19 protein-coding genes are annotated in these 18,329 nt (G+C 68.9%); 13 read left to right on the top strand and 6 right to left on the bottom strand.

All coding sequences use genetic code 11. From position 1 onward, the window contains the following. Nucleotide 1: 1 nt before the first annotated feature. Nucleotides 2-799 carry a dimethylargininase gene (ddaH, locus tag EV647_RS33275; protein WP_134010043.1) on the top strand — a complete coding sequence of 266 codons (798 nt, stop codon included), beginning with the start codon at nt 2-4 and terminating at the stop codon, nt 797-799. Here the strand turns inward: ddaH and EV647_RS33280 are convergent. Together EV647_RS33280 and EV647_RS33285 are read right to left on the bottom strand one after the other, a co-directional pair. Beyond that, complete coding sequence (locus EV647_RS33280; protein WP_134010045.1) at nt 768-1,700, bottom strand: tetratricopeptide repeat protein; 933 nt, start codon at nt 1,698-1,700, stop codon at nt 768-770. The genes ddaH and EV647_RS33280 overlap by 32 nt on opposite strands. Next, complete coding sequence (locus EV647_RS33285; RefSeq protein ID WP_134010047.1) at nt 1,693-3,048, bottom strand: DNA polymerase IV; 1,356 nt, start codon at nt 3,046-3,048, stop codon at nt 1,693-1,695. Before EV647_RS33285 ends, EV647_RS33280 begins: the two co-directional genes overlap by 8 nt. A 36-nt stretch (nt 3,049-3,084) precedes the next feature. On the opposite strand from EV647_RS33285, the gene EV647_RS33290 reads away from it, so the two are divergent. The 10 genes from EV647_RS33290 to EV647_RS33335 all read left to right on the top strand — a co-directional run bounded on the left by EV647_RS33290 (nt 3,085) and on the right by EV647_RS33335 (nt 12,497). Then, complete coding sequence (locus EV647_RS33290) at nt 3,085-3,846, top strand: MBL fold metallo-hydrolase (RefSeq protein ID WP_134010049.1); 762 nt, start codon at nt 3,085-3,087, stop codon at nt 3,844-3,846. 103 nt (nt 3,847-3,949) lie between these two features. Further along, nucleotides 3,950-5,428 carry a glutamate--cysteine ligase gene (locus EV647_RS33295; RefSeq protein ID WP_134010051.1) on the top strand — a complete coding sequence of 493 codons (1,479 nt, stop codon included), beginning with the start codon at nt 3,950-3,952 and terminating at the stop codon, nt 5,426-5,428. Nucleotides 5,429-5,780: 352 nt separating this feature from the next. Further along, on the top strand, nt 5,781-6,194 hold the full coding sequence (locus tag EV647_RS33300; RefSeq protein ID WP_131337975.1) for a universal stress protein: 414 nt from the start codon (nt 5,781-5,783) through the stop codon (nt 6,192-6,194). A 1-nt stretch (nt 6,195) separates the two neighbouring features. Further along, the gene (locus EV647_RS33305) at nt 6,196-6,816 is read left to right on the top strand and encodes an HhH-GPD-type base excision DNA repair protein (protein WP_134010053.1); all 621 of its coding nucleotides are present in this window, start codon (nt 6,196-6,198) and stop codon (nt 6,814-6,816) included. A gap of 203 nt (nt 6,817-7,019) precedes the next feature. Further along, entirely contained in the window at nt 7,020-8,336 is a 1,317-nt protein-coding gene (locus tag EV647_RS33310) for an RNA polymerase sigma factor (protein ID WP_131292075.1), read from the top strand. A gap of 4 nt (nt 8,337-8,340) precedes the next feature. Continuing rightward, the gene (locus EV647_RS33315; protein WP_130385811.1) at nt 8,341-8,607 is read left to right on the top strand and encodes a DUF6412 domain-containing protein; all 267 of its coding nucleotides are present in this window, start codon (nt 8,341-8,343) and stop codon (nt 8,605-8,607) included. A gap of 45 nt (nt 8,608-8,652) precedes the next feature. After that, a complete protein-coding gene (locus tag EV647_RS33320; protein WP_134010055.1) occupies nt 8,653-9,330 on the top strand; it encodes a membrane protein insertase YidC in 678 nt (225 codons plus the stop codon). Nucleotides 9,331-9,416: 86 nt separating this feature from the next. Continuing rightward, entirely contained in the window at nt 9,417-10,598 is a 1,182-nt protein-coding gene (locus EV647_RS33325) for an ROK family transcriptional regulator (RefSeq protein WP_134010057.1), read from the top strand. A 35-nt stretch (nt 10,599-10,633) separates the two neighbouring features. After that, entirely contained in the window at nt 10,634-11,440 is an 807-nt protein-coding gene (locus EV647_RS33330) for a sugar phosphate isomerase/epimerase (RefSeq protein WP_134010059.1), read from the top strand. Nucleotide 11,441: 1 nt separating this feature from the next. Further along, nucleotides 11,442-12,497, top strand: a complete 1,056-nt coding sequence (locus EV647_RS33335; protein ID WP_133789299.1) for a Gfo/Idh/MocA family protein — start codon at nt 11,442-11,444, stop codon at nt 12,495-12,497. Between the two features lie 47 nt (nt 12,498-12,544). On the opposite strand, the gene EV647_RS33340 is transcribed toward EV647_RS33335, so the two are convergent. Continuing rightward, nucleotides 12,545-13,354, bottom strand: a complete 810-nt coding sequence (locus EV647_RS33340) for a phosphotransferase (protein WP_134010061.1) — start codon at nt 13,352-13,354, stop codon at nt 12,545-12,547. Nucleotides 13,355-13,447: 93 nt separating this feature from the next. On the opposite strand from EV647_RS33340, the gene EV647_RS33345 reads away from it, so the two are divergent. Further along, complete coding sequence (locus EV647_RS33345; RefSeq protein WP_202876386.1) at nt 13,448-14,764, top strand: MFS transporter; 1,317 nt, start codon at nt 13,448-13,450, stop codon at nt 14,762-14,764. Between the two features lie 58 nt (nt 14,765-14,822). Beyond that, nucleotides 14,823-15,449, top strand: coding sequence for a cyclopropane-fatty-acyl-phospholipid synthase family protein (locus EV647_RS33350; protein ID WP_134010063.1), 627 nt, complete (start codon nt 14,823-14,825; stop codon nt 15,447-15,449). Nucleotides 15,450-15,503: 54 nt separating this feature from the next. On the opposite strand, the gene EV647_RS33355 is transcribed toward EV647_RS33350, so the two are convergent. From EV647_RS33355 to EV647_RS33365, 3 genes are all read right to left on the bottom strand, one after another. Then, on the bottom strand, nt 15,504-17,003 hold the full coding sequence (locus EV647_RS33355; protein ID WP_134010064.1) for a cell wall metabolism sensor histidine kinase WalK: 1,500 nt from the start codon (nt 17,001-17,003) through the stop codon (nt 15,504-15,506). Continuing rightward, nucleotides 17,003-17,704 carry a response regulator transcription factor gene (locus tag EV647_RS33360; protein WP_130385800.1) on the bottom strand — a complete coding sequence of 234 codons (702 nt, stop codon included), beginning with the start codon at nt 17,702-17,704 and terminating at the stop codon, nt 17,003-17,005. The genes EV647_RS33355 and EV647_RS33360 overlap by 1 nt, the downstream gene beginning before the upstream one ends. A gap of 87 nt (nt 17,705-17,791) precedes the next feature. Further along, nucleotides 17,792-18,328: a hypothetical protein gene (locus EV647_RS33365; RefSeq protein ID WP_134010066.1), complete on the bottom strand. Its 537-nt coding sequence runs from the start codon at nt 18,326-18,328 to the stop codon at nt 17,792-17,794. Nucleotide 18,329: the final 1 nt, after the last annotated feature.

An 18,329-nucleotide genomic window follows, 5' to 3' on the forward strand; every position in this document is an offset into this window, starting at 1 on the left:
CATGCCGCCGACTCCGCCGCCAACCCTGCCGCCGAGCCCGCTGACAGCCCTGGTCCGCCGCCCGAGCACGCGACTCGCCGAAGGGCTCGTCACGCACATCGAGCGCCGGCCGGTGGACCTGGACCTCGCGTTCGAGCAGTGGCAGCGGTACGTCGACGCGCTGCACGACACCGGCTGGCAGACAGTCGAAGTACCGCCGATCGACGAGTGCCCGGACAGCGTGTTCATCGAGGACACGATGGTCGTGTACGGCGACCTCGCGGTGATCGCCCGCGCCGGCGCGCACGAACGACGCGCGGAGGCGGCCGCGGCCGAGGAGACCGTCGCGGCGCAGGGGTACCGGATCGCGAAGATCAAGGAGCCCGGGACACTCGACGGCGGCGACGTACTGAAGATCGGCTCGACCATCTACGTCGGGCAGGGCGGCCGGACGAACGCCGCCGGGATCCAGCAACTGCGCGACGCGTTCGCACCGCTCGGTGCGGAGGTGCGCGCGGTCCCGGTGCAGAGAGTCCTCCACCTCAAGTCGGCCGTGACCGCACTACCCGACGGAACGGTCGTCGGCTACGAACCACTCGTCGACGACCCGGCCGCGTTTGACGTGTTCCGTGCGGTGCCCGAGGAAGCCGGCGCGCACGTCGTACTGCTGAACGACGACCGGCTGCTGATGGCAGCGTCGGCGCCGAAGTCGGCGCAGCTGTTCGAGGGCCTTGGCTACCGGCCGATCGTGGTCGACATCAGCGAGTTCGAGAAGCTCGAGGGCTGTGTCACCTGCTTGTCGGTGCGTCTACGCCGCTGAGCAACCCTCGCGCGGTTTCGGCGAGCTGTACGTCGCGCTTCTTCCCCCGTGCCTCGACGAGTCCGCACGCCTCCACGAGCGCCTTGCGGTAGATCGCCGTGTCCGGATGACCAGGCGGGGCGTCGCGGACGACCTGGGTCAGCGCCTCGACCGCCTCCGCGATGTCGCCGCACGCGAGCAACGCCTTCCCAAGTGCTGCCCGATCGCGCAACAACTGCGCATCGTCGTCCACGAACTCGTCGGCCGCGACGATGTCCGCGAGCAACTGAGCCTCCGACCGCGGACCGCCGACCATCAACCGCGCACCGGTCATCGCCTCGGTCGCCACCCGCGTCAGCTCGTGATGGGGCCCGAACACCTCGACCAGCTGCGGCGTCACCAGCTCGAACCAGGCGATCGCCCGCCCGTAGTTCGCAGTCGCCAGCAGGCCCTGCGCCACCCGCAACCGGACCCGCAACGTCGCCGGGTCGTCGGCTGCCAGCACCTTCTCCCGCTCGGCCAGCGCCGACTGGTAGAACGGCAACGCCTGCCCGGGCTCGCTCTCCTCCCAGTACGCCTCGGCCTGCTTGTACGCCGGGGCGCCGTCCAGTTCGGGATGATTCACGATCGCCGACGCGGGCTCCCGCCGTACGACGGCCGGCACGGGCTGATCGACCACCTTGCGGCCGACGTACGTGCGCCCGCCGGTCGGGATGATCCGGAACCGTCCGACCTTCGACACCGGGACCCACAGCACCGTGTTGTACAGCGTCCGCACGGACGACCCGCAGTTCTCGCACACGTTCCGATGCCCGTAGAACCTGCTGCCCATCGGCCCGGCCGTCTCGGCGGCACGCCACGCCTCCGAACCCGCCGTGCACGGCCCACAGAACGGGTACACCCCCCGTCGTTCCTCATTCACCCGGGACATTCTGGTCAGTTTGGGGTTCGTCGTCCGCATCCGCACCGATGTGCTGCACTTTTGTCAGGGCCGGATCGTCGACGGAGAACGTCCGGACCGGGCCCGGCGGGGTGTCCGCGGTCTCGAACCGGACCGTGACGCGGCCCCGCCCGGAGCCCCAGACCCAGCCGCGGCCGTAGTCCGGGTGCTCGACGTCCTGGCCGGGATGGAATCCGAGCTGGTCGCGTGGCCTGGCCGGCAGCTCGACCACCTCGACCGGGTTCTCGGCGTGCTCACCTTCGGTGAACAGGTCGTCCTGGATCCAGTCGGCGAGTGATGAGACGCCTACACCGAGCAATCGGATACCGCCGCCGATGTCGCTCTCCTCGAGCAGCCGGCGCGCGACCCGCGCGACCACCCGCGCGTCGTCGGTCGGGCCGGCCAGTGTCGACGAGCGGGTGTGCGTGGTGAAGTCGTGCATCCGCGTCTTGACCGTCACGGTGCGGCCGGACAGTTGCGCCTTCTGCAGGCGCTCGGCGACGCGGTGCGCCATCCGGTCGCTGATCGCGGTCAGCAGTGCGCGGTCGATGATGTCGGTCTCGAACGTGTCCTCGACGCTGACCGACTTGGTCTCCCGATCGCTCACGACGGGACGGTCGTCGGCCGCCACGGCGAGCCGGTGCAGGCTGGTGCCGTGCGCGGATCCGACCTGGCGGATCAACTCGTCCTCGTCGAGCTGCTGCAGGTCCGCGACGGTGCGCACGCCGGCCATGCTCAACCGTTGAGCGGTCGCCGGACCGACTCCCGGGATGACGGTGACCTGCATCGGCGCGAGGAACTCGGCCTCGGTGCCGGCTGGTACGACGACCACCCCGTCCGGCTTGTCGAGGTCGCTGGCGATCTTCGCGATCAACTTCGACGTACCCGCACCGACGGACGCTGTCAGCCCGCCGGACACCTTGTAGATGGCCGCCTTCAGGTCGTCGGCGATCGCCTGCACGTCATCGACCGTCAGCCCGGTCAGCCCGCTCGCCGCCAGATCGATGAACGCCTCGTCCAGCGACAGCGGCTCGACCAGCGGCGACAGCGCCCGCATCTCCGCCATCACGGCCTGGCTGCTCTTCCGGTACACCTCGAAGCGCGGACTCAGGTACGCCGCGTGCGGGCAACGGGATCGCGCCTCGGCGGTCGACATCGCCGACCGTACGCCGTACTTGCGTGCCTCGTACGACGCGGTGGACACGACTCCGCGCACGCCGACACCGCCGACCACCACGGGCTTGCCCCGCAGTGACGGCTTGTCCCGCTGCTCGACCGCCGCGAAGAACGCGTCCAGGTCCACGTGCAGCACCGACGGATCGTCTCGCACCTGTCCAGTGTCCCTGCCACCACCGACAATGACGTGATGACCTTCCCGAACCGCTGGGACGACGGCACCGATCCGTTTGCTCCCGACCATCAGGTCCATCGGTACGACGAACGTACGGTGATCATCCGCCAGTCGCTCCGGACCAACTTCGAGGGACCGTTCCTGTACCTGTTGCTCGGTGACGAACGCGCCTTGCTGCTCGACACCGGCACCGGACATGTGCCGCTGCGTCCGCTGATCGAGGAGCTGGCGGGGGAGCGGGAACTGGTTGTCGCGCACACCCACGGCCACGGCGACCACGTCGGCGGCGACGGCGAGTTCGACAAGCCCGTCGGTCGGTCCGCCGAGGAGGTTGCGGCGTACTTCGGGTTCGCCGACTGGCCGCACGGTGTGGTGCAACTCGATCTCGGCGGGCGGGTGCTCGACGTCTTGGCGATCCCTGGCCACCATGCCTCGCACATCGCGGTCTACGACCGCGCCACGCGGCTGCTCCTCAGCGGCGACTCGCTCTACCCGGGGCGGCTGTACGTCGTCGACTGGCCGGCGTTCCGGGCGAGCGTCGCGCGGCTGGGCGAGTTCGTTGCCGCGGGCAATCCGGTGGAATGGGTACTGGGTGCACACATCGAACTGACGACTCGACCCGGCCGGGACTACGAGATGGGAGCCGACAAACACCCGGACGAGCACGTGCTCGAGTTGCGTCCCGGCGTACTGACCGAGCTCGTCGACGCCCTGGCCGACGCCGGCGACGAGCCGGTGCGGATCGAGCGCGACGACTTCATCGTGTTCCCGGTCTGAGTCCACGACGCGAATGAATCGCCCATCGAGGGGAACCTTCGTGCACACTGAGGCCATGTCATAGCCGTGTCATGCCGGGGGAGCCACACCAGGGGAGTCGCTGATGGGTGAGGAAGTCGACCGGGTCGAGTTCACCCGGGCGGACCGGACCGCGTTCCGCGAACAGGTGCACCGCAATCTGGACGCCTTCGCGCGGATGCTGCGCGAGGACCGGTTCGCGCCCGAGCGGCCGATGACCGGGATCGAGATCGAGCTGAACCTGGTCGACGAGAAGTGCGACCCGGCGTTCAAGAACTCCGAGGTGCTGAGCGCGATCGAGGACGACGCGTTCCAGACCGAGCTCGGCCAGTTCAACATCGAGATCAACGTCCCGCCCGGCCAGATCGACGGACTCGGTCTGGACACCATGGAGTCGAGCATCCGGGAGAGCCTGAACGCCGCCGAGGACAAGGCGGCGCGGACCGGTTCGTCGATGGTGACCATCGGGATCCTGCCCACGCTGCTCACCGAACACATCCACCGCGAGGCGCTCAGCACCAACCCGCGGTACGCGCTGCTCAACGACCAGATCTTCGCCGCCCGCGGCGAGGACGTGCAGATCGCCATCGACGGCGTCGAACGGCTGCAGGTCACCGCGGACAGCATCCTCCCGGAGGCCGCCTGTACGTCGACGCAGTTCCATCTCCAGGTGACACCGGAGGCGTTCCCGCGGTACTGGAACGCGGCGCAGGCGATCTCCGGCGTACAACTCGCGGTCGGCGCCAACTCGCCGTTCCTGTTCGGCAAGGAACTGCTCCGCGAGACGCGGATCGCGTTGTTCGAACAGGCCGCCGACACGCGGACGCACGAGCTGAAGACGCAGGGCGTCCGGCCGCGGGTATGGTTCGGCGAACGGTGGATCACCTCGATCTTCGATCTCTTCGAGGAGAACTCGCGGTACTACCCGGCCCTGCTGCCGGTCACTTCCGACGAGGATCCGATCGCGGTTCTGGACCGCGGTGACACGCCGGCCCTTTCGGAGTTGCGGCTGCACAACGGGACGATCTATCGCTGGAACCGGCCCGTGTACGACGTTGTCCGGGACAAGCCGCATCTGCGCGTGGAGAATCGCGTCCTGCCCGCCGGGCCGACCGTGGTCGACACGATTGCCAACGGCGCGTTCTACTTCGGGCTGGTGCGTGCGCTGGCCGACGACGAACGGCCGATCTGGTCGCAGATGTCGTTCAGCGCCGCCGAGGAGAACTTCCACGCCGCGGCCCGCAACGGCATCGAGGCGGAGGTGTTCTGGCCCGGCGTCGGTACGGCGCGTGCGACGGAGCTCGTGCTCAGACGCCTTCTGCCGTTGGCGGTTCGCGGCCTCGACGCGTGGGGCGTGGACGTCGCCGTACGGGACCGGCTGCTCGGGATCATCGAGCAACGCTGTTTGACCGGCCGGAACGGCGCGTCGTGGCAGGCCGACGAGTTCCACCGCCTGTATACAAAGGGATCGCACGGACGCAAGGACGCGTTGCGCGGGATGCTCAGCCGGTACCGCGACCACATGCACGACAACACGCCGGTGCACGAGTGGCCGGTGGACTGAACGGAACTGAACCGGTTCGTACGCCGTCGTTCGCAGGACAACGTAGGACAGCGGCGGCGGAACCCCGGTCCTTCAGGCGGAACCCGTTCGATCTTGCCCAAGGCAACGGGATCGACGGTTTCCGCACGAGTTCGATAACGACCCGGACTACAGGGGTGGCGCATTTGGTGACAGCCCTGCAAAGGTGTGGCCACCGGAAGGTTAGGCGGGCCCGCCGCGGGTAGGACCCGGGCACCGGCAGCCCTCCGTCACCGGTGCGACACAACAGGTGCAAATGCAGCGGATGCCGACAGCGGTCGGGAGCAGTATCGTTCGAGACGGGTCGACACACACCCGGAGGTGAGGCAGGGCGATGACGACCATCGTCGTGGGTTATGTGCCGAAGGCGGAAGGCCGTGCGGCCCTTCGGCGCGCAGCGGAGGAGGCAACGCTGCGGGACGCCAAGCTGGTGGTGGTGAACTCGCACCGAGGTGGGCGCAGCTTCGACAGCGACGAGGCTGCGGCGAGTGACGCCGCATTGACGGAGGTACGGGAGCAGCTCGACTCGACCGGTGTGCCGTACGAGGTGCGGCAGCTGGTGCGTGGCCTGGACCCGGCGGAGGACCTGGTGGCCGTCGCCGAGCAGGTGCATGCGGAGTTCATCGTGATCGGCCTGCGACGCCGTTCCCCGGTCGGCAAGCTCATCCTCGGCAGCAACGCGCAGCGGGTGCTGCTCGATGCGCCGTGTCCGGTGCTGGCCGTGAAGGCCGAGGAAGGGGAGGACTGAGGTGACTTCCACACGCAGCAGGAAGCTGTGCCTTGCGCAGCAGCCCGACGCCGACGAGATGTTGAGCAGAGATCCGTTCGCCCTGCTGGTCGGCATGCTGCTCGACCAGCAGATCCCGATGGAGCGGGCGTTCGCCGGCCCGGTCGCGATCGCGAAGCGGATGATCGGTCCCTTCGACCCGGCCACGGTCGCGCACTACGACCCGGACGCGTTCGTCGAGGTGGTGGCCGGTCCGCCGGCCGTGCACCGGTTCCCGACCGCGATGGCGGCCCGGATCCAGACGCTGGCCAAGCACCTGGACGACCACTACGCGGGGAACGCGTCGGGCCTGTGGTCCGACGTGAAGTCGGGGGACGACCTGCTGGCGAGGCTGTCGGCACTGCCGGGGTTCGGCGCGCAGAAGGCGAAGATCTTCGTCGCGCTGCTCGGCAAGCAGTTGAAGGTCCGGCCGCGCGGCTGGCGCGAGGCGTCCGAGCCGTACGGCGAGGACGGCGCGTTCAAGTCGGTCGCGGACGTCATCGACGTGGCGTCGCTGGTCAAGGTCCGGCAGTTCAAGCAGGAGCAGCAAATGGTTCGGCAGCGGGTGGTGGCGCGTCCACTGCGGCAGACCCGCAACGGGTGAGACGATCGACGGCGGCGGCCCCCCGGAAATGACGTCAGCGGGGGGTCGCGCGACGCCTGGGCTTGGTTCGCGGATTACAATGGACTGTTGCCGCCGCTTGACCAGCGAGCAGCCGCGAACAGCAGTACCCACAGACTCAGCAGCACCCACAGCGTCATCAGTCGTACCGTCGTACAAACCCTGCGTCAGACGAGAGGTAATTCGTGTCGTCCAGCTCGTCCGAGAATCTTCCCGCCGAGCCGGCCCGGACCGTGGCCGCCACGGCCCGTAGCACGGCTCCGAGGACCAGCGCCCGAGTGACCGACCCCGCTGCCAAGAAGGCGGCCGCGAAGAAGGCGGCGGTGAAGGCCGCCGGCACCAAGGAGGACGGTATCCCCGCGAAGAAGGCCGCTGCCAAGAAGGCTCCGGCGAAGAAGGCAGTGTCCGAGGCGGGTCTGTCGATCGACCCGAAGACCGGGAAGCCGCGCGCGCTCGACGAGGTGGACGAGTCCGACTTCCAGCCGGAAGCGGTGAAGGGCCTGGAGAAGGAGCTCACCGAGGACCAGGGCTTCATCGTCTCCGAGGCCGACGAGACCGACGAGCCCGAGCAGCAGGTGATGGTCGCCGGTGCCACCGCGGACCCGGTCAAGGACTACCTGAAGCAGATCGGCAAGGTCCCGCTGCTGAACGCCGAGCAGGAGGTCGAGCTCGCGAAGCGGATCGAGGCCGGCCTGTTCGCGGAGGAGCAGATCGCCGACGAGGCCGCCAAGCTCAAGGAGAAGGTCCGCGACGAGTACGAGTGGATCTCCGAGGACGGCCGCCGCGCCAAGAACCACCTGCTCGAGGCCAACCTGCGCCTGGTGGTGTCGTTGGCCAAGCGCTACACCGGCCGCGGCATGCTGTTCCTGGACCTGATCCAGGAGGGCAACCTCGGTCTGATCCGCGCGGTGGAGAAGTTCGACTACACCAAGGGTTACAAGTTCTCGACGTACGCGACCTGGTGGATCCGGCAGGCGATCACCCGCGCGATGGCCGACCAGGCCCGCACCATCCGGATCCCGGTGCACATGGTCGAGGTCATCAACAAGCTGGCCCGCGTCCAGCGGCAGATGCTGCAGGACCTCGGCCGCGAACCCACTCCGGAGGAGCTCGCCAAGGAGCTCGACATGACCCCGGAGAAGGTCATCGAGGTGCAGAAGTACGGTCGCGAGCCGATCTCGCTGCACACGCCGCTCGGTGAGGACGGCGACTCCGAGTTCGGCGACCTGATCGAGGACTCCGAGGCGATCGTGCCGGCCGAGGCGGTCTCGTTCACGTTGCTCCAGGAGCAGTTGCACGCGGTCCTCGACACGCTGTCCGAGCGCGAGGCCGGCGTGGTCTCGATGCGCTTCGGTCTCACCGACGGTCAGCCGAAGACGCTCGACGAGATCGGCAAGGTGTACGGCGTGACCCGCGAGCGGATCCGCCAGATCGAGTCCAAGACCATGTCGAAGCTGCGCCACCCGTCGCGCTCGCAGGTCCTCCGGGATTACCTGGACTGATGTCATGACGCAGTGGATCGCCGGCGTGCTCGCGTCGGTGATCCCTGTGTTCGACACGGCTTCCTTGGCCGCCGCCGTGCTCACGGCGGCGGCTTTGCTGTTGGCGCTGGTCGTGGTCGCGCGGACGTCCGCGCGTTGGTCGGTGCACACCGCCGCGCCGCTGCTCGCCCGCGCCACCTCGGTCCGGGACCGCGCCGAGCAGACCGTGTTCCTCCGGCTCCGCGATCCTGACGCGGCCGGCCGCCCCCGCCCACGAGCACCGGGACAGTAGCGCTCCACCTCGCTACCTGTTCCTACACACTCGTGGAGTTTTGCTGTGCCTTCTTTCCTGGAGGCACCGGTCGCCGGTGCCTATCACTTGCTCACGTCCCTCGTCGCCACTCTCGAACCGTTCGCCGGCGCGTACGCCGCGGTCATCGCGATCGTGATGTGCACCCTCGCGGTACGGCTGTCCCTCGTCCCGTTGAGCGTGCGGGCGCACCGCGGGCTGAAGGCCCGCGCGGAGTTGATGCCGCAGTTGAAGCAGTTGACCGAGCGGCATCGCGACAACCCGGAGCGCCTGCAGCGTGAGGTCGCGAAGCTGCAGACGGAGTCCGGTACGTCGTTGTTCGCCGGCTTCCTGCCGACCCTCGCGCAGCTGCCGTTCTTCTGGCTGATGTACACGCTGTTCTCCCGAACCATGGTGGCGGGGGAGTCGAACCAGCTCATCAGCGGCAACCTGCTCGGCGCCCCGCTCGGCGTCCACTGGCCGATCCTCACCGGCACCCCGGCGTACGTCGTGATCGCGGTCCTACTCGCTGTGGTCGCATGGTTCTCGGCGCGACTCCAGCTACGGCAGCTCGATCCGTCGGCGACCACGTTGTCACGACGGCTCGCTCAACTGGTGCCGTTCGGCACGCTCCTGACCGCCGCCTTCGTACCGCTGGCCGCCGGCCTCTACCTCCTGACAACCACCACCTGGACCCTCGCCGAACGCACGATCCTCCAACGCTAGTCGCCGCTGGATAATAGCCGTTGCCTTCCGGCAACCCATTCTGTTACCGTCTTTATTAAAGCCGGTTCCATAATGGGTTGGGGTCGATGGACACTGCACGCGGCGCCGCCCAGGCGGAGCGATCTGCGAACCAGGTCGCGTGTCTGCGCTTCCTCGCCGACGCCGACGAGGCGCGCACGGTCGGGGCGATCAGCGAGGGCACCGGCCTGTCGCGGCCGACGGTGCATGCCGTCCTGGACGATCTTCTCGAGACCGGGCTGGTCGAGGCGGGCAGCCCGGCGACGGCCGGCCCGGGCCGACCTGCTCGCGCGTTCCGGTTCGCCCGCGAGACCGGGCTGGTCGCCGGCGTCGACCTCGGTCCCCGCGGCGCACGCGCGATCATCTGCGACCTGTCCGGCCGCCGGCTCGGGTACGCCGAACTGGCGCCCGAGCGGAAGGCGGATCTCTCACTGATCCCACGTGCACTCGAGGCCGCAGCCGACTCGACCGACCCTGGGCGCGCGGGCCGGTCGATCGAGCTGGGACGTCTCCGCGCGGTCGGTGTGGGCCTGCCCGGCGTAGTCGAGGCCGACGGTCGCCTGCGTGCCAGCCTGGCGATGCCGGACCTGGTCGGCCTGCCCGTCGCGGAGTTGCTGGCGAAGGAACTCGAACAACCGATCGTCGTCGACAACGACATCAAGCTGGCGGCGCTGGCCGAGCAACGCGGCGGCGCAGGCCGTGGGTACTCCGATGTCGTCTATCTCCAGATCGGCCATCGGCTCTCCGTTTCGATCGTCCTGAACGGCGTCATCCGGCAGGGCCGCCATCGCCTGGCGGGCGAGCTCGGCGCGCAGCGCGGCATGCGATGGACGCGCAACGCGCAGCGCGGGCAGCTTGTCTGGTCTGTGCGGCCGACCAGCGCGGAGGTGCTGAGTGCGGCAGCCGCCGGTGACGCCGACGCGCAGGCGGAGGTCGAGGACTTCTGCGCGCAGATCGCCGGGCGGATCGCGACCGTGTTGCTGGTCGTCGATCCCGAGGTCGTGGTCGTGCGCGGCGGGGCCTTGCAGGACAGCGGCGCGCTGCTTCGTCCGCTCACGGCAGCGGTCGAGCAGGAATTGGTCTTCCCCGAGCGTCCGCCTTTCGTCGCCTCGGCGCTGGGGCGCGAGGCGGTGGTGCTCGGGGCGGTCGGCAACGCGTTCGACCGGTGCAGCTCAGGTATCTACGGTGTCCACGACTACCCCAGTCCGTGGGCCCACATCACTCATGAACTCGAGAGGACCACGCAGTGAAGCTAGGAGTCAGCTCGTATTGCTTCCGCCAGCTCATGACGAGCGGCGAGATGGACCTGATCGCGGTCCTGGACTGGGTCGCGGCCTCGTCGGCCGGGCACATCGAGGTCGCCGCGATGGACGGCGAGTACTACCTGGAGAACGAGAACGTCGTCCGCGACACGGCCAAGCACGCCGAGGAGATCGGCGTACCGATCGTGAACTACCTGGTCAGCGGCGATCTGCGGACCGCCGACGGCGAGGAGATCGACCGTCTCCGCCGGCAGCTGGACGTCGCGCACCGGTTCGGCGCCCGCATCTTCCGGCACGACGTGGCGCCGTGGGCGTGGCGTGAGCAGGACCCGGGCGAATTCGAGACGACGTTCGCAAAGGTGGTCGAGGGCTGCCGCGCGGTCGCCGACCACGCCGCGGACCTGGGCGTCGTGTCGACGATCGAGAACCACGGCTTCTTCATGAACGGCAGCGACCGGCTGGCCCGGCTCGTGCACGCCGTGGACCGCCCGAACTTCCGGGTCACCCTCGACCTCGGCAACGGCCTGTGCGTCGGCGAGGTGCCCGGCAAGACCGCCGCCGGCCTGATCGACGTCGCGGCGTCCATCGGCGTCAAGGACTTCCACATCCGCCGTTCGGCGGGCGACGGCTGGCTCAAGACGCTGGCCGGCGACTACCTGCTCGGCACGGTGTCGGGTCACGGCGACGTGGACCTCCCGGGCCTGCTCGCACTGGTCGCGACCAAGCCCGACGTACCGGTGAGCCTGGAGTTCGAGGGCATGGAAGCACCGCTTCCGGCCATCGAGCGCTCGCTCGCGAACATCATCCGACTGACTGAAAGCGTGGCGTGACATGACGACGCGGATTGCCGTGATCGGGCTCGGCTCGATCGCCGTCGAGCACCTGAAGGCGTACCAGGCGAACCCCCAGTCCGAGCTCGTCGCCGTGTGCGACGTGGACCTCGAGCGGGCGAAGGCCCGCGGTGAGCAGTTCGGTGTGGAGCGGGTGACCGGCGACGCCGCGGAGATCTTCGCGGACCCGGGCATCGACGCGGTGAGCGTGTGCGTACCGAACACCCTGCACGCCCCGATCGCCGAGGCGGCACTGCGGGCCGGCAAGGACGTCCTGGTCGAGAAGCCGATGACCGTGACGGTGCCGGAGGCCGAGGCACTGGTGAAGGCGGTCGAGGAGACCGGGAAGGCGCTGCAGATCGGATACGTACGGCGGTATGCGCCGAACGCGCTGGTGACCAAGCGGTTCCTGGACGCCGGCGAGTTCGGTGACATCTACGCGGCCCGGGCCACGCTGCTGCGGACGGCCGGCAACCCCGGCGGCTGGTTCGGTGACGTGGAGCTGTCCGGCGGCGGTCCGCTGATCGACCTCGGCGTCCACATCATCGACCTGTGCTGGTACCTGATGGGGATGCCGAAGGCGGTGTCGGCGTCCGGTGCGACGTTCACGCTGCTGGGTGCCCGCGACAACATCCAGAACCTGACCCGGTACAAGGCCGCGTCGGCGGCGCGGCCGAACACGGTCGAGGACTTCGCGACCGCGCAGATCCGGTTCGAGGGCGGGGCGGTCCTCGACGTGGCCACGTCGTACTCGCTGCACGCGCGCAACGAGATCAGCGTCCGGATCCACGGTGACAAGGGCGGCGCCGAGATCGAGCCCGAGCTGCTGATGATCACCGAGCGGCACGACACGCTGCTGCACGTCCAGCCGCAGATCGACTCGCTCGGGTTCGACTTCCGGGTCGGGTTCGCGAACCAGATCGACCACTTCCTGCGCATCTGCCGCGGCGAGATCCCCGCCGACGCCACCGCGGAACAGGGCCTGGAGATGGCCAAGATGCTGTCGGCGATCTACGAGTCCGCGAAGTCAGGCACCGAGGTCGCAATCACGCACTGACTGCCCGGCTGCCCGAGGCGACCAGCCTCGGGCAGCTCCTGGGCGGGTCAGCCGAGTAGTGCTGTGGTGAGGGAGTCGGCGTTGTCTTCGAGCCAGGTTTGGCGGGCTCGGATCTTGTCGCCGACTCCCTCGCTCCACATGCGCTGCCAGCCGCCGCCCAGGGTTTCCGCGCGGTATTTCATGGTGTGCCAGGCGCGCACGTTCAATGCGATCGTGAGCTCCACTGCGCGGGCGCGGTCGGCGGGGGAGAGACCGTAGGCGTCGGCGAGGAGGCGGCAGCGGCGGGGGCGGTCGAGGCCGCGGAGTTCGAGGTCGAGATCCTCGTTGGCGCCGAGTGGTGCCCACCACAGCATCAGGTTCACGAACTCACGGGCCCGGCTCACCGGGCGGGCGAGATCGAAATCGATCAGGGCGTACGCGCGGCCTTCCCGGAAGACCACGTTCTCCGGCGTCACGTCCTGGTGGCCGACCAGCTCCGGCGGATCGTTCAGCTCCGGCAGGCCGGGCGGCTCGATCGGCGCGGGCAGGTTCTCCGGGATGCCGAATCCCTCGACCGCGTCGTCGTACGCGCGCAGCAGCCGGGCGACCGAGATCATCCGCTCCTCGTCCGCGATCCACGGTGGCCGCGGGCGGCCCGCGACCTCGCCCTCGACGTACGTGAGCGCCTGGCGGCCGGCCGAGTCGATGCCGAGGAAGCGCGGTGCACCGTCGAACCCGACCTTCTCCAGGTGCAGCAGGACGTCCTGGACGAGTTCGGCGCGTTCGCCGGGCGGGCGCCGTACCGTGTCGCCGACGCGCACCAGGCCCTCGGTCACATCGCCGCCGAGCAGCGGGATCTCTTCGCCGTCCTCGATCACTCGAACCTCATTCCACTGGATGAAACGCTTGTCTGCACAAAGGAACCGGTCGAGGTAGCGTGCCGACGATCCGCTGTCGATCGGAGGCACAGAGTGACCGCCACCACTGTTGTGAAGGCTCCGCCCGGAGCCAGCCGTACGAGGTACCTGATCCTAGGGCTCGCGTTCGTCGGGCTCTCACTGAATTATCTGGATCGCGCGAACCTCAGCGTCGCGCTGCCGTTCATCGAGGACGATCTGCACCTCGACCTCAGCAACGCCGAGAAAGGCCTGATCCTCGGCGCGTTCTTCTGGGCGTACGACGGGGCGATGCTCGCGGCGGGCTGGTTCGCCGACAAGGTGGGCTCGCGGAAGGCGTTCACGTTCGCGGCGTTGTGGTGGAGCATCGTCACCGCGCTGACGCCGCTGGCGCGCGGGTTCTGGTCGTTGTTCGCGTTCCGGTTCGCGCTCGGCGCGGGGGAGGCGCCGGCGTACCCGAGTGCGACCAAGGCGGCGTCGCGGTGGTTCCCGGCGCACGAGCGGGCGTTCGCGAGCGCGGTGATCGACTCGGGTTCGCGGGTCGGGACGGTGCTGTCGCTGCCGGTCGTGACCGGACTGATCGCGTTGGTGAGCTGGCACTTCTCGTTCGTCGTCCTCGGCGTCCTCGGGATCATGCTCGCGGCGGTCTGGTACTGGTACTACCGCGACCCGATGGAGCACCGGCACGCGAACGCCGAGGAGCGTTCCTACATCGCGTCGAACGGTGCGCGGATCGACGAGAACGACACCGAGGCGGCGGCGCAGGTGCGCTGGCGGGACCTGTTCCGCTACCGGACGATCCGCGGGATGATGCTCGGCTTCTTCTGCCTGAACTTCGTCATCTACTTCTTCCTCACCTGGTTCCCGTCGTACCTGAAGGACGCCCGCGGACTCGACCTGAAGGAGCTCGGGACGCTCGGGACCCTGCCCGGCATCACGGCGATCGCCGGTGGATGGATCGCGGGCATCGTCGCCGACCGGCGGATCCGGGCCGGAGCGGACGTGACGCGGGTGCGGAAGACCGTGATGGTCGGCGGGCTCCTCGGCGGTGCGGCGATCGTGTTCGCAGCGCCGGCGAGGTCGGTGTACGTCGCATTGCTGTTCCTGGCGATCTCCTACGCGAGCCTGGCGATCGCGGCGACGGGGATCTGGTCCTTGCCGGGTGACGTGGCGCCGTCGTCGCGGCATGTGGCGTCGATCGGCGGCATCCAGAACTTCGCGTCGAACATCGCGGGGATCATCAGCCCGTACGTCTTCGGTCTGCTGCTCGACGTCTACCACGGGTCGTATCTGCCGTCGTTCGCCGTCGCCGGGGTGGTGGCGGTGGTCGGCGCGCTGACGTACGCCTTCGTGGTCGGGAAGGCCGAGCCACTGCCTGTCCGCGACAGCTAGGTTGCCAACCTGGCAACATTGTTTGCCGGACGGCGGTGGGTCCGCGCACCATCGGTCCATGACGACCGAACAGCTCCCTGACGAGCACTGGAACGCGTTCTACACCGAGCACGAGCAGATCTGGAGCGGCAAGCCGAACGTTGCCTTCGTCGACGAGGTGTCCGGCCTGACGCCGGGCCGGGCGCTCGACCTCGGCTGCGGCGAAGGCGCCGACGCGATCTGGCTCGCAGAGCGGGGCTGGACGGTGACTGCTGTTGATATTTCGACGGTCGCGTTGGGTCGCGCCGTCGCGCATGCGAAGGCCGCCGGTGTCGGCGATCGGATCGACTGGCAGCAGCACGAGTTGGGCAAGTCGTTCCCGGACGGGGAGTTCGACCTGGTGTCCGCGCAGTTCCTGCACTCCAAGACCGAACTGGCCCGCGACGCAATCCTGCGTAGGGCAGCGGCGGCTGTCGCGCCAGGCGGCGTACTGCTGATCGAGGGCCACTTGGGTTTCCCGCCCGGCGAACACAATCCGCACCCCGACATCCACTTCCCGGAGCCCGACGAGGTGATCGAGAGCCTGGCTCCTCCGGACGGCGAGTGGGAGACGCTGGTCAGCCGTGTGCACGACCGGGCACAGGTGCTGCGCGACGGCGTACCGATCAACCGCCGCGACTGCACAGTCAAGCTCCGCCGCCACTGACCCTTGCTCCCCTTGGACGATCAAGCGGTTCGTGGCGGTAGGTCGCGCGGCGGCTTACGTGCTGAGGGGGAGGTGGACGGTGAAGGTTGCGCCGTGGGGGTGGGTGTCGGTGGTGGTTACGTGGCCGTGGTGGGCTGCTACCAGGGCGGCGACTATGGAGAGGCCTAGGCCGGAGCCGCCGGTGGAGCGGGTTCGGGCGGTGTCTACTCGGTAGAAGCGTTCGAAGATGCGGGTCTTCTGTTCGTCGGTCAGGCCGGGGCCGGTGTCGCTGACTTCGAGGATGGCTTCGGAGCCGCGGGTGCCGACGGAGACGGTGATGGGTGCGTCGACGGGGGTGTAGTTCAGGGCGTTGCTGACCAGGTTCCCGAGGACCTGCCGCAGACGTGCCTCGTCACCGGAGACGACAGGCGCTTCCGAGTCGGGCAGAATCGTCAGCGAGATGTGGCGCTCGGGCTGCACAGCCTGCGCGTTGTGCAGGGCGTCGGCCGCGATCGGGAGCAGGTCGACGGACTCCGAACGCAACGGGCGCTGCTGATCCAGTCGCGCGAGCAGCAACAGGTCGTCGACGAGCAGCCCCATCCGCTTGGCCTCGTCCTCGATCCGGCGCATCGTGTCGGCGTCTGTCACGTCACCCCGGTGCCGGGCCAGTTCGGCGAATCCCCGGATCGACGTCAACGGCGTACGCAACTCGTGCGACGCGTCCGCCACGAAGCGCCGCATCCGCTCCTCGGACTGCCGAGCGGCCTCCTCCGACTGCCTGGCCGCGTCCTCACTCCGCCGCGCCGCGAACTCCGACGCGGTGCGCTGCGCGAACGCGGTCTCGATCTGCCCGAGCATCTGGTTCAGCGCAAGGGACAACCGCCCGACCTCCGTCCGCGGGTCCCGCTGCGGCACCCGCCGGCTCAGATCCCCGCCTGCGATCGCGACCGCGGTGTGCTCCACGTCCTCGAGCCCGCGCAGACTTCGCCGTACGACGTAGGTCCCGAGGCCCGCCAGCAGCACCAGCAGGATCAGTCCGGCCGCGGCCTGGATCCCGACGAGCCGCTGGATCGTGTGGTTCATCTCCTTCAGGCTCAGCGCCACGAGGACGGAGCCCTTCCCGTCGTCAGTAGGTACCGCGAGCACCCGCCACGTCGCTCCGCCGGACTGCGCGTCGACCTGGAACGGTTTCCCGGCCAGGTTCCGCACCTGGTTCAGATCGAGCGTCGGCAGGTTCGGCAGCGGCTCCGTCTCGGCGAGCGGCGACCCGACCGGCCCCTTGTCGCTCGTGCCTTCGGAGTCGTTGAACTGCACCACGAACTCGCTCGGCAACTGCCGACGCAGCGCACCACCGACGCCGGGAGGCAACGGACGCCGATCCGTCGGGGCGTGCGACAGCGGCATGGCCGTCTGCTGCAGTTGCTCGTCGACGCGGTCGGTCAGGTAGCCGCGCATGATCGTGGTCGCCAGCACACCGGACGCGGCCAGCGCGAGCGCGACCAGCGCCAGCAGGACCACGACGATGGTGACCCGCAGCGGGTACCGGTCTGTGAACCGCCGGTGGTTCAGTGGCATCAGTTGGGGCCTCGCGGAGTACGCAGGACATAGCCGACCCCGCGGACGGTGTGGAGCAGCTTCTGATCGCCGGTGTCGACCTTACGGCGCAGGTAGGACATGTACGACTCGACCACGCCGGCGTCCCCGGCGAAGTCGTAGTTCCAGACCGCGGACAGGATCTGCCCCTTCGACATCACCCGCTCGGCGTTCTCCAGCAGGCACCGCAGCAGCTTGAACTCGGTCAGCGACAGCTGCACGGCCTGACCGGACTTGAAGACCTCGTAGCTGTCCTCGTTCAGTTCCAGGTCCGCATACCGCAGTACGGCGGCCTCGGTCGTGGTCTGCTCGCGATGACCGGACCGGCGGAGCAGCGCACGCACACGGGCTACGAGCTCGTCCAGGCTGAACGGCTTCGTGACGTAGTCGTCGCCGCCGGTCTGCAGGCCGAGCACCTTGTCCTCGACCGCGTCCCGGGCGGTGAGGAACAGCACCGGCACGTGCCGATCCTCACCGCGCAACCGGCGTACGACCTCGAAGCCGTCCAGCCCGGGCATCATCACGTCGAGCACGACCAGGTCCGGCTCCACGTCCCGCGCCTTGCGCAGCGCCTCGGCGCCGTGGGTCGCCGTGGTCACGTCGTACCCGGCGAACCGCAGGCTCGCGGACAGGAGCTCGACGATGTTCGGCTCGTCGTCGACAACCAGCAGATGCGGACTCATGGTCTCAGTGTGCCGGTGGTTCCCCTGTGAACCCTGGAAGGTTCCTGGCAATCACCTGTGAGTCGTCCGCGCCTACCGAGAGCGAATTCAGCGGGGACCGTGCTTGAAACCCCACTTCTGGCCGGCCGCGTCGCGAACGGTCCCGTCGTTCACCGAGCTGGCGGTCGCCTTGCCGTCGGTGACCACAGCCATCACGGTCACGGTGTTCCCGGTCTTGACGTCGTCGATGCCGTCGCGGGCCGCGTTGACCATGGTGTCCTCGGTGAGCGTGTAGGTCCGGCTGTACCCGTCCGCGCTCTTCACGGTGATCGAGTCCTTGCTGACCGCGGTGACCTCTCCGCGCTGGGTCGCGACGGTCTGGTACCCGCCGCCGTCCTTCGGTACGACGAACTCGCCGTGCAGCGCCCCGCCGAGCCCGAACTCGCCGCGCGGCACGAATCCGCCCTTGCCCGGTCTGTCCGGCTTCTGTTGCTGTCCGGGCGTCGACGGGCTGGAGGGGGAGGCCGACGGCGACGGCGTCGGGTCCGCGTTGCTGGCAGCCCAAGCGACCCCGCCGGCCGTAGTCGTCACGGCCACGGCGGCCACCGTGCCGAGCAGCCGCCATCGCTTCTGAGAGAGCTTCATC

The sequence above is a fragment of the Kribbella sp. VKM Ac-2566 genome, from assembly GCF_004366005.1.
Taxonomy (GTDB): Bacteria; Actinomycetota; Actinomycetes; order Propionibacteriales; family Kribbellaceae; genus Kribbella; species Kribbella pratensis.

Coding starts and splice junctions, on each gene's coding strand:
- EV647_RS33330 (WP_134010059.1), top strand. CDS start 10,634: ATGACGAGCGGCGAGATGGACCTGATCGCGGTCCTGGACTGGGTCGCG.
- EV647_RS33360 (WP_130385800.1), bottom strand. CDS start 17,704: ATGAGTCCGCATCTGCTGGTTGTCGACGACGAGCCGAACATCGTCGAG.
- EV647_RS33295 (WP_134010051.1), top strand. CDS start 3,950: ATGGGTGAGGAAGTCGACCGGGTCGAGTTCACCCGGGCGGACCGGACC.
- EV647_RS33300 (WP_131337975.1), top strand. CDS start 5,781: ATGACGACCATCGTCGTGGGTTATGTGCCGAAGGCGGAAGGCCGTGCG.
- EV647_RS33315 (WP_130385811.1), top strand. CDS start 8,341: ATGACGCAGTGGATCGCCGGCGTGCTCGCGTCGGTGATCCCTGTGTTC.
- EV647_RS33290 (WP_134010049.1), top strand. CDS start 3,085: ATGACCTTCCCGAACCGCTGGGACGACGGCACCGATCCGTTTGCTCCC.
- EV647_RS33355 (WP_134010064.1), bottom strand. CDS start 17,003: ATGCCACTGAACCACCGGCGGTTCACAGACCGGTACCCGCTGCGGGTC.
- EV647_RS33350 (WP_134010063.1), top strand. CDS start 14,823: ATGACGACCGAACAGCTCCCTGACGAGCACTGGAACGCGTTCTACACC.
- EV647_RS33365 (WP_134010066.1), bottom strand. CDS start 18,328: ATGAAGCTCTCTCAGAAGCGATGGCGGCTGCTCGGCACGGTGGCCGCC.
- ddaH (WP_134010043.1), top strand. CDS start 2: ATGCCGCCGACTCCGCCGCCAACCCTGCCGCCGAGCCCGCTGACAGCC.
- EV647_RS33325 (WP_134010057.1), top strand. CDS start 9,417: ATGGACACTGCACGCGGCGCCGCCCAGGCGGAGCGATCTGCGAACCAG.
- EV647_RS33335 (WP_133789299.1), top strand. CDS start 11,442: ATGACGACGCGGATTGCCGTGATCGGGCTCGGCTCGATCGCCGTCGAG.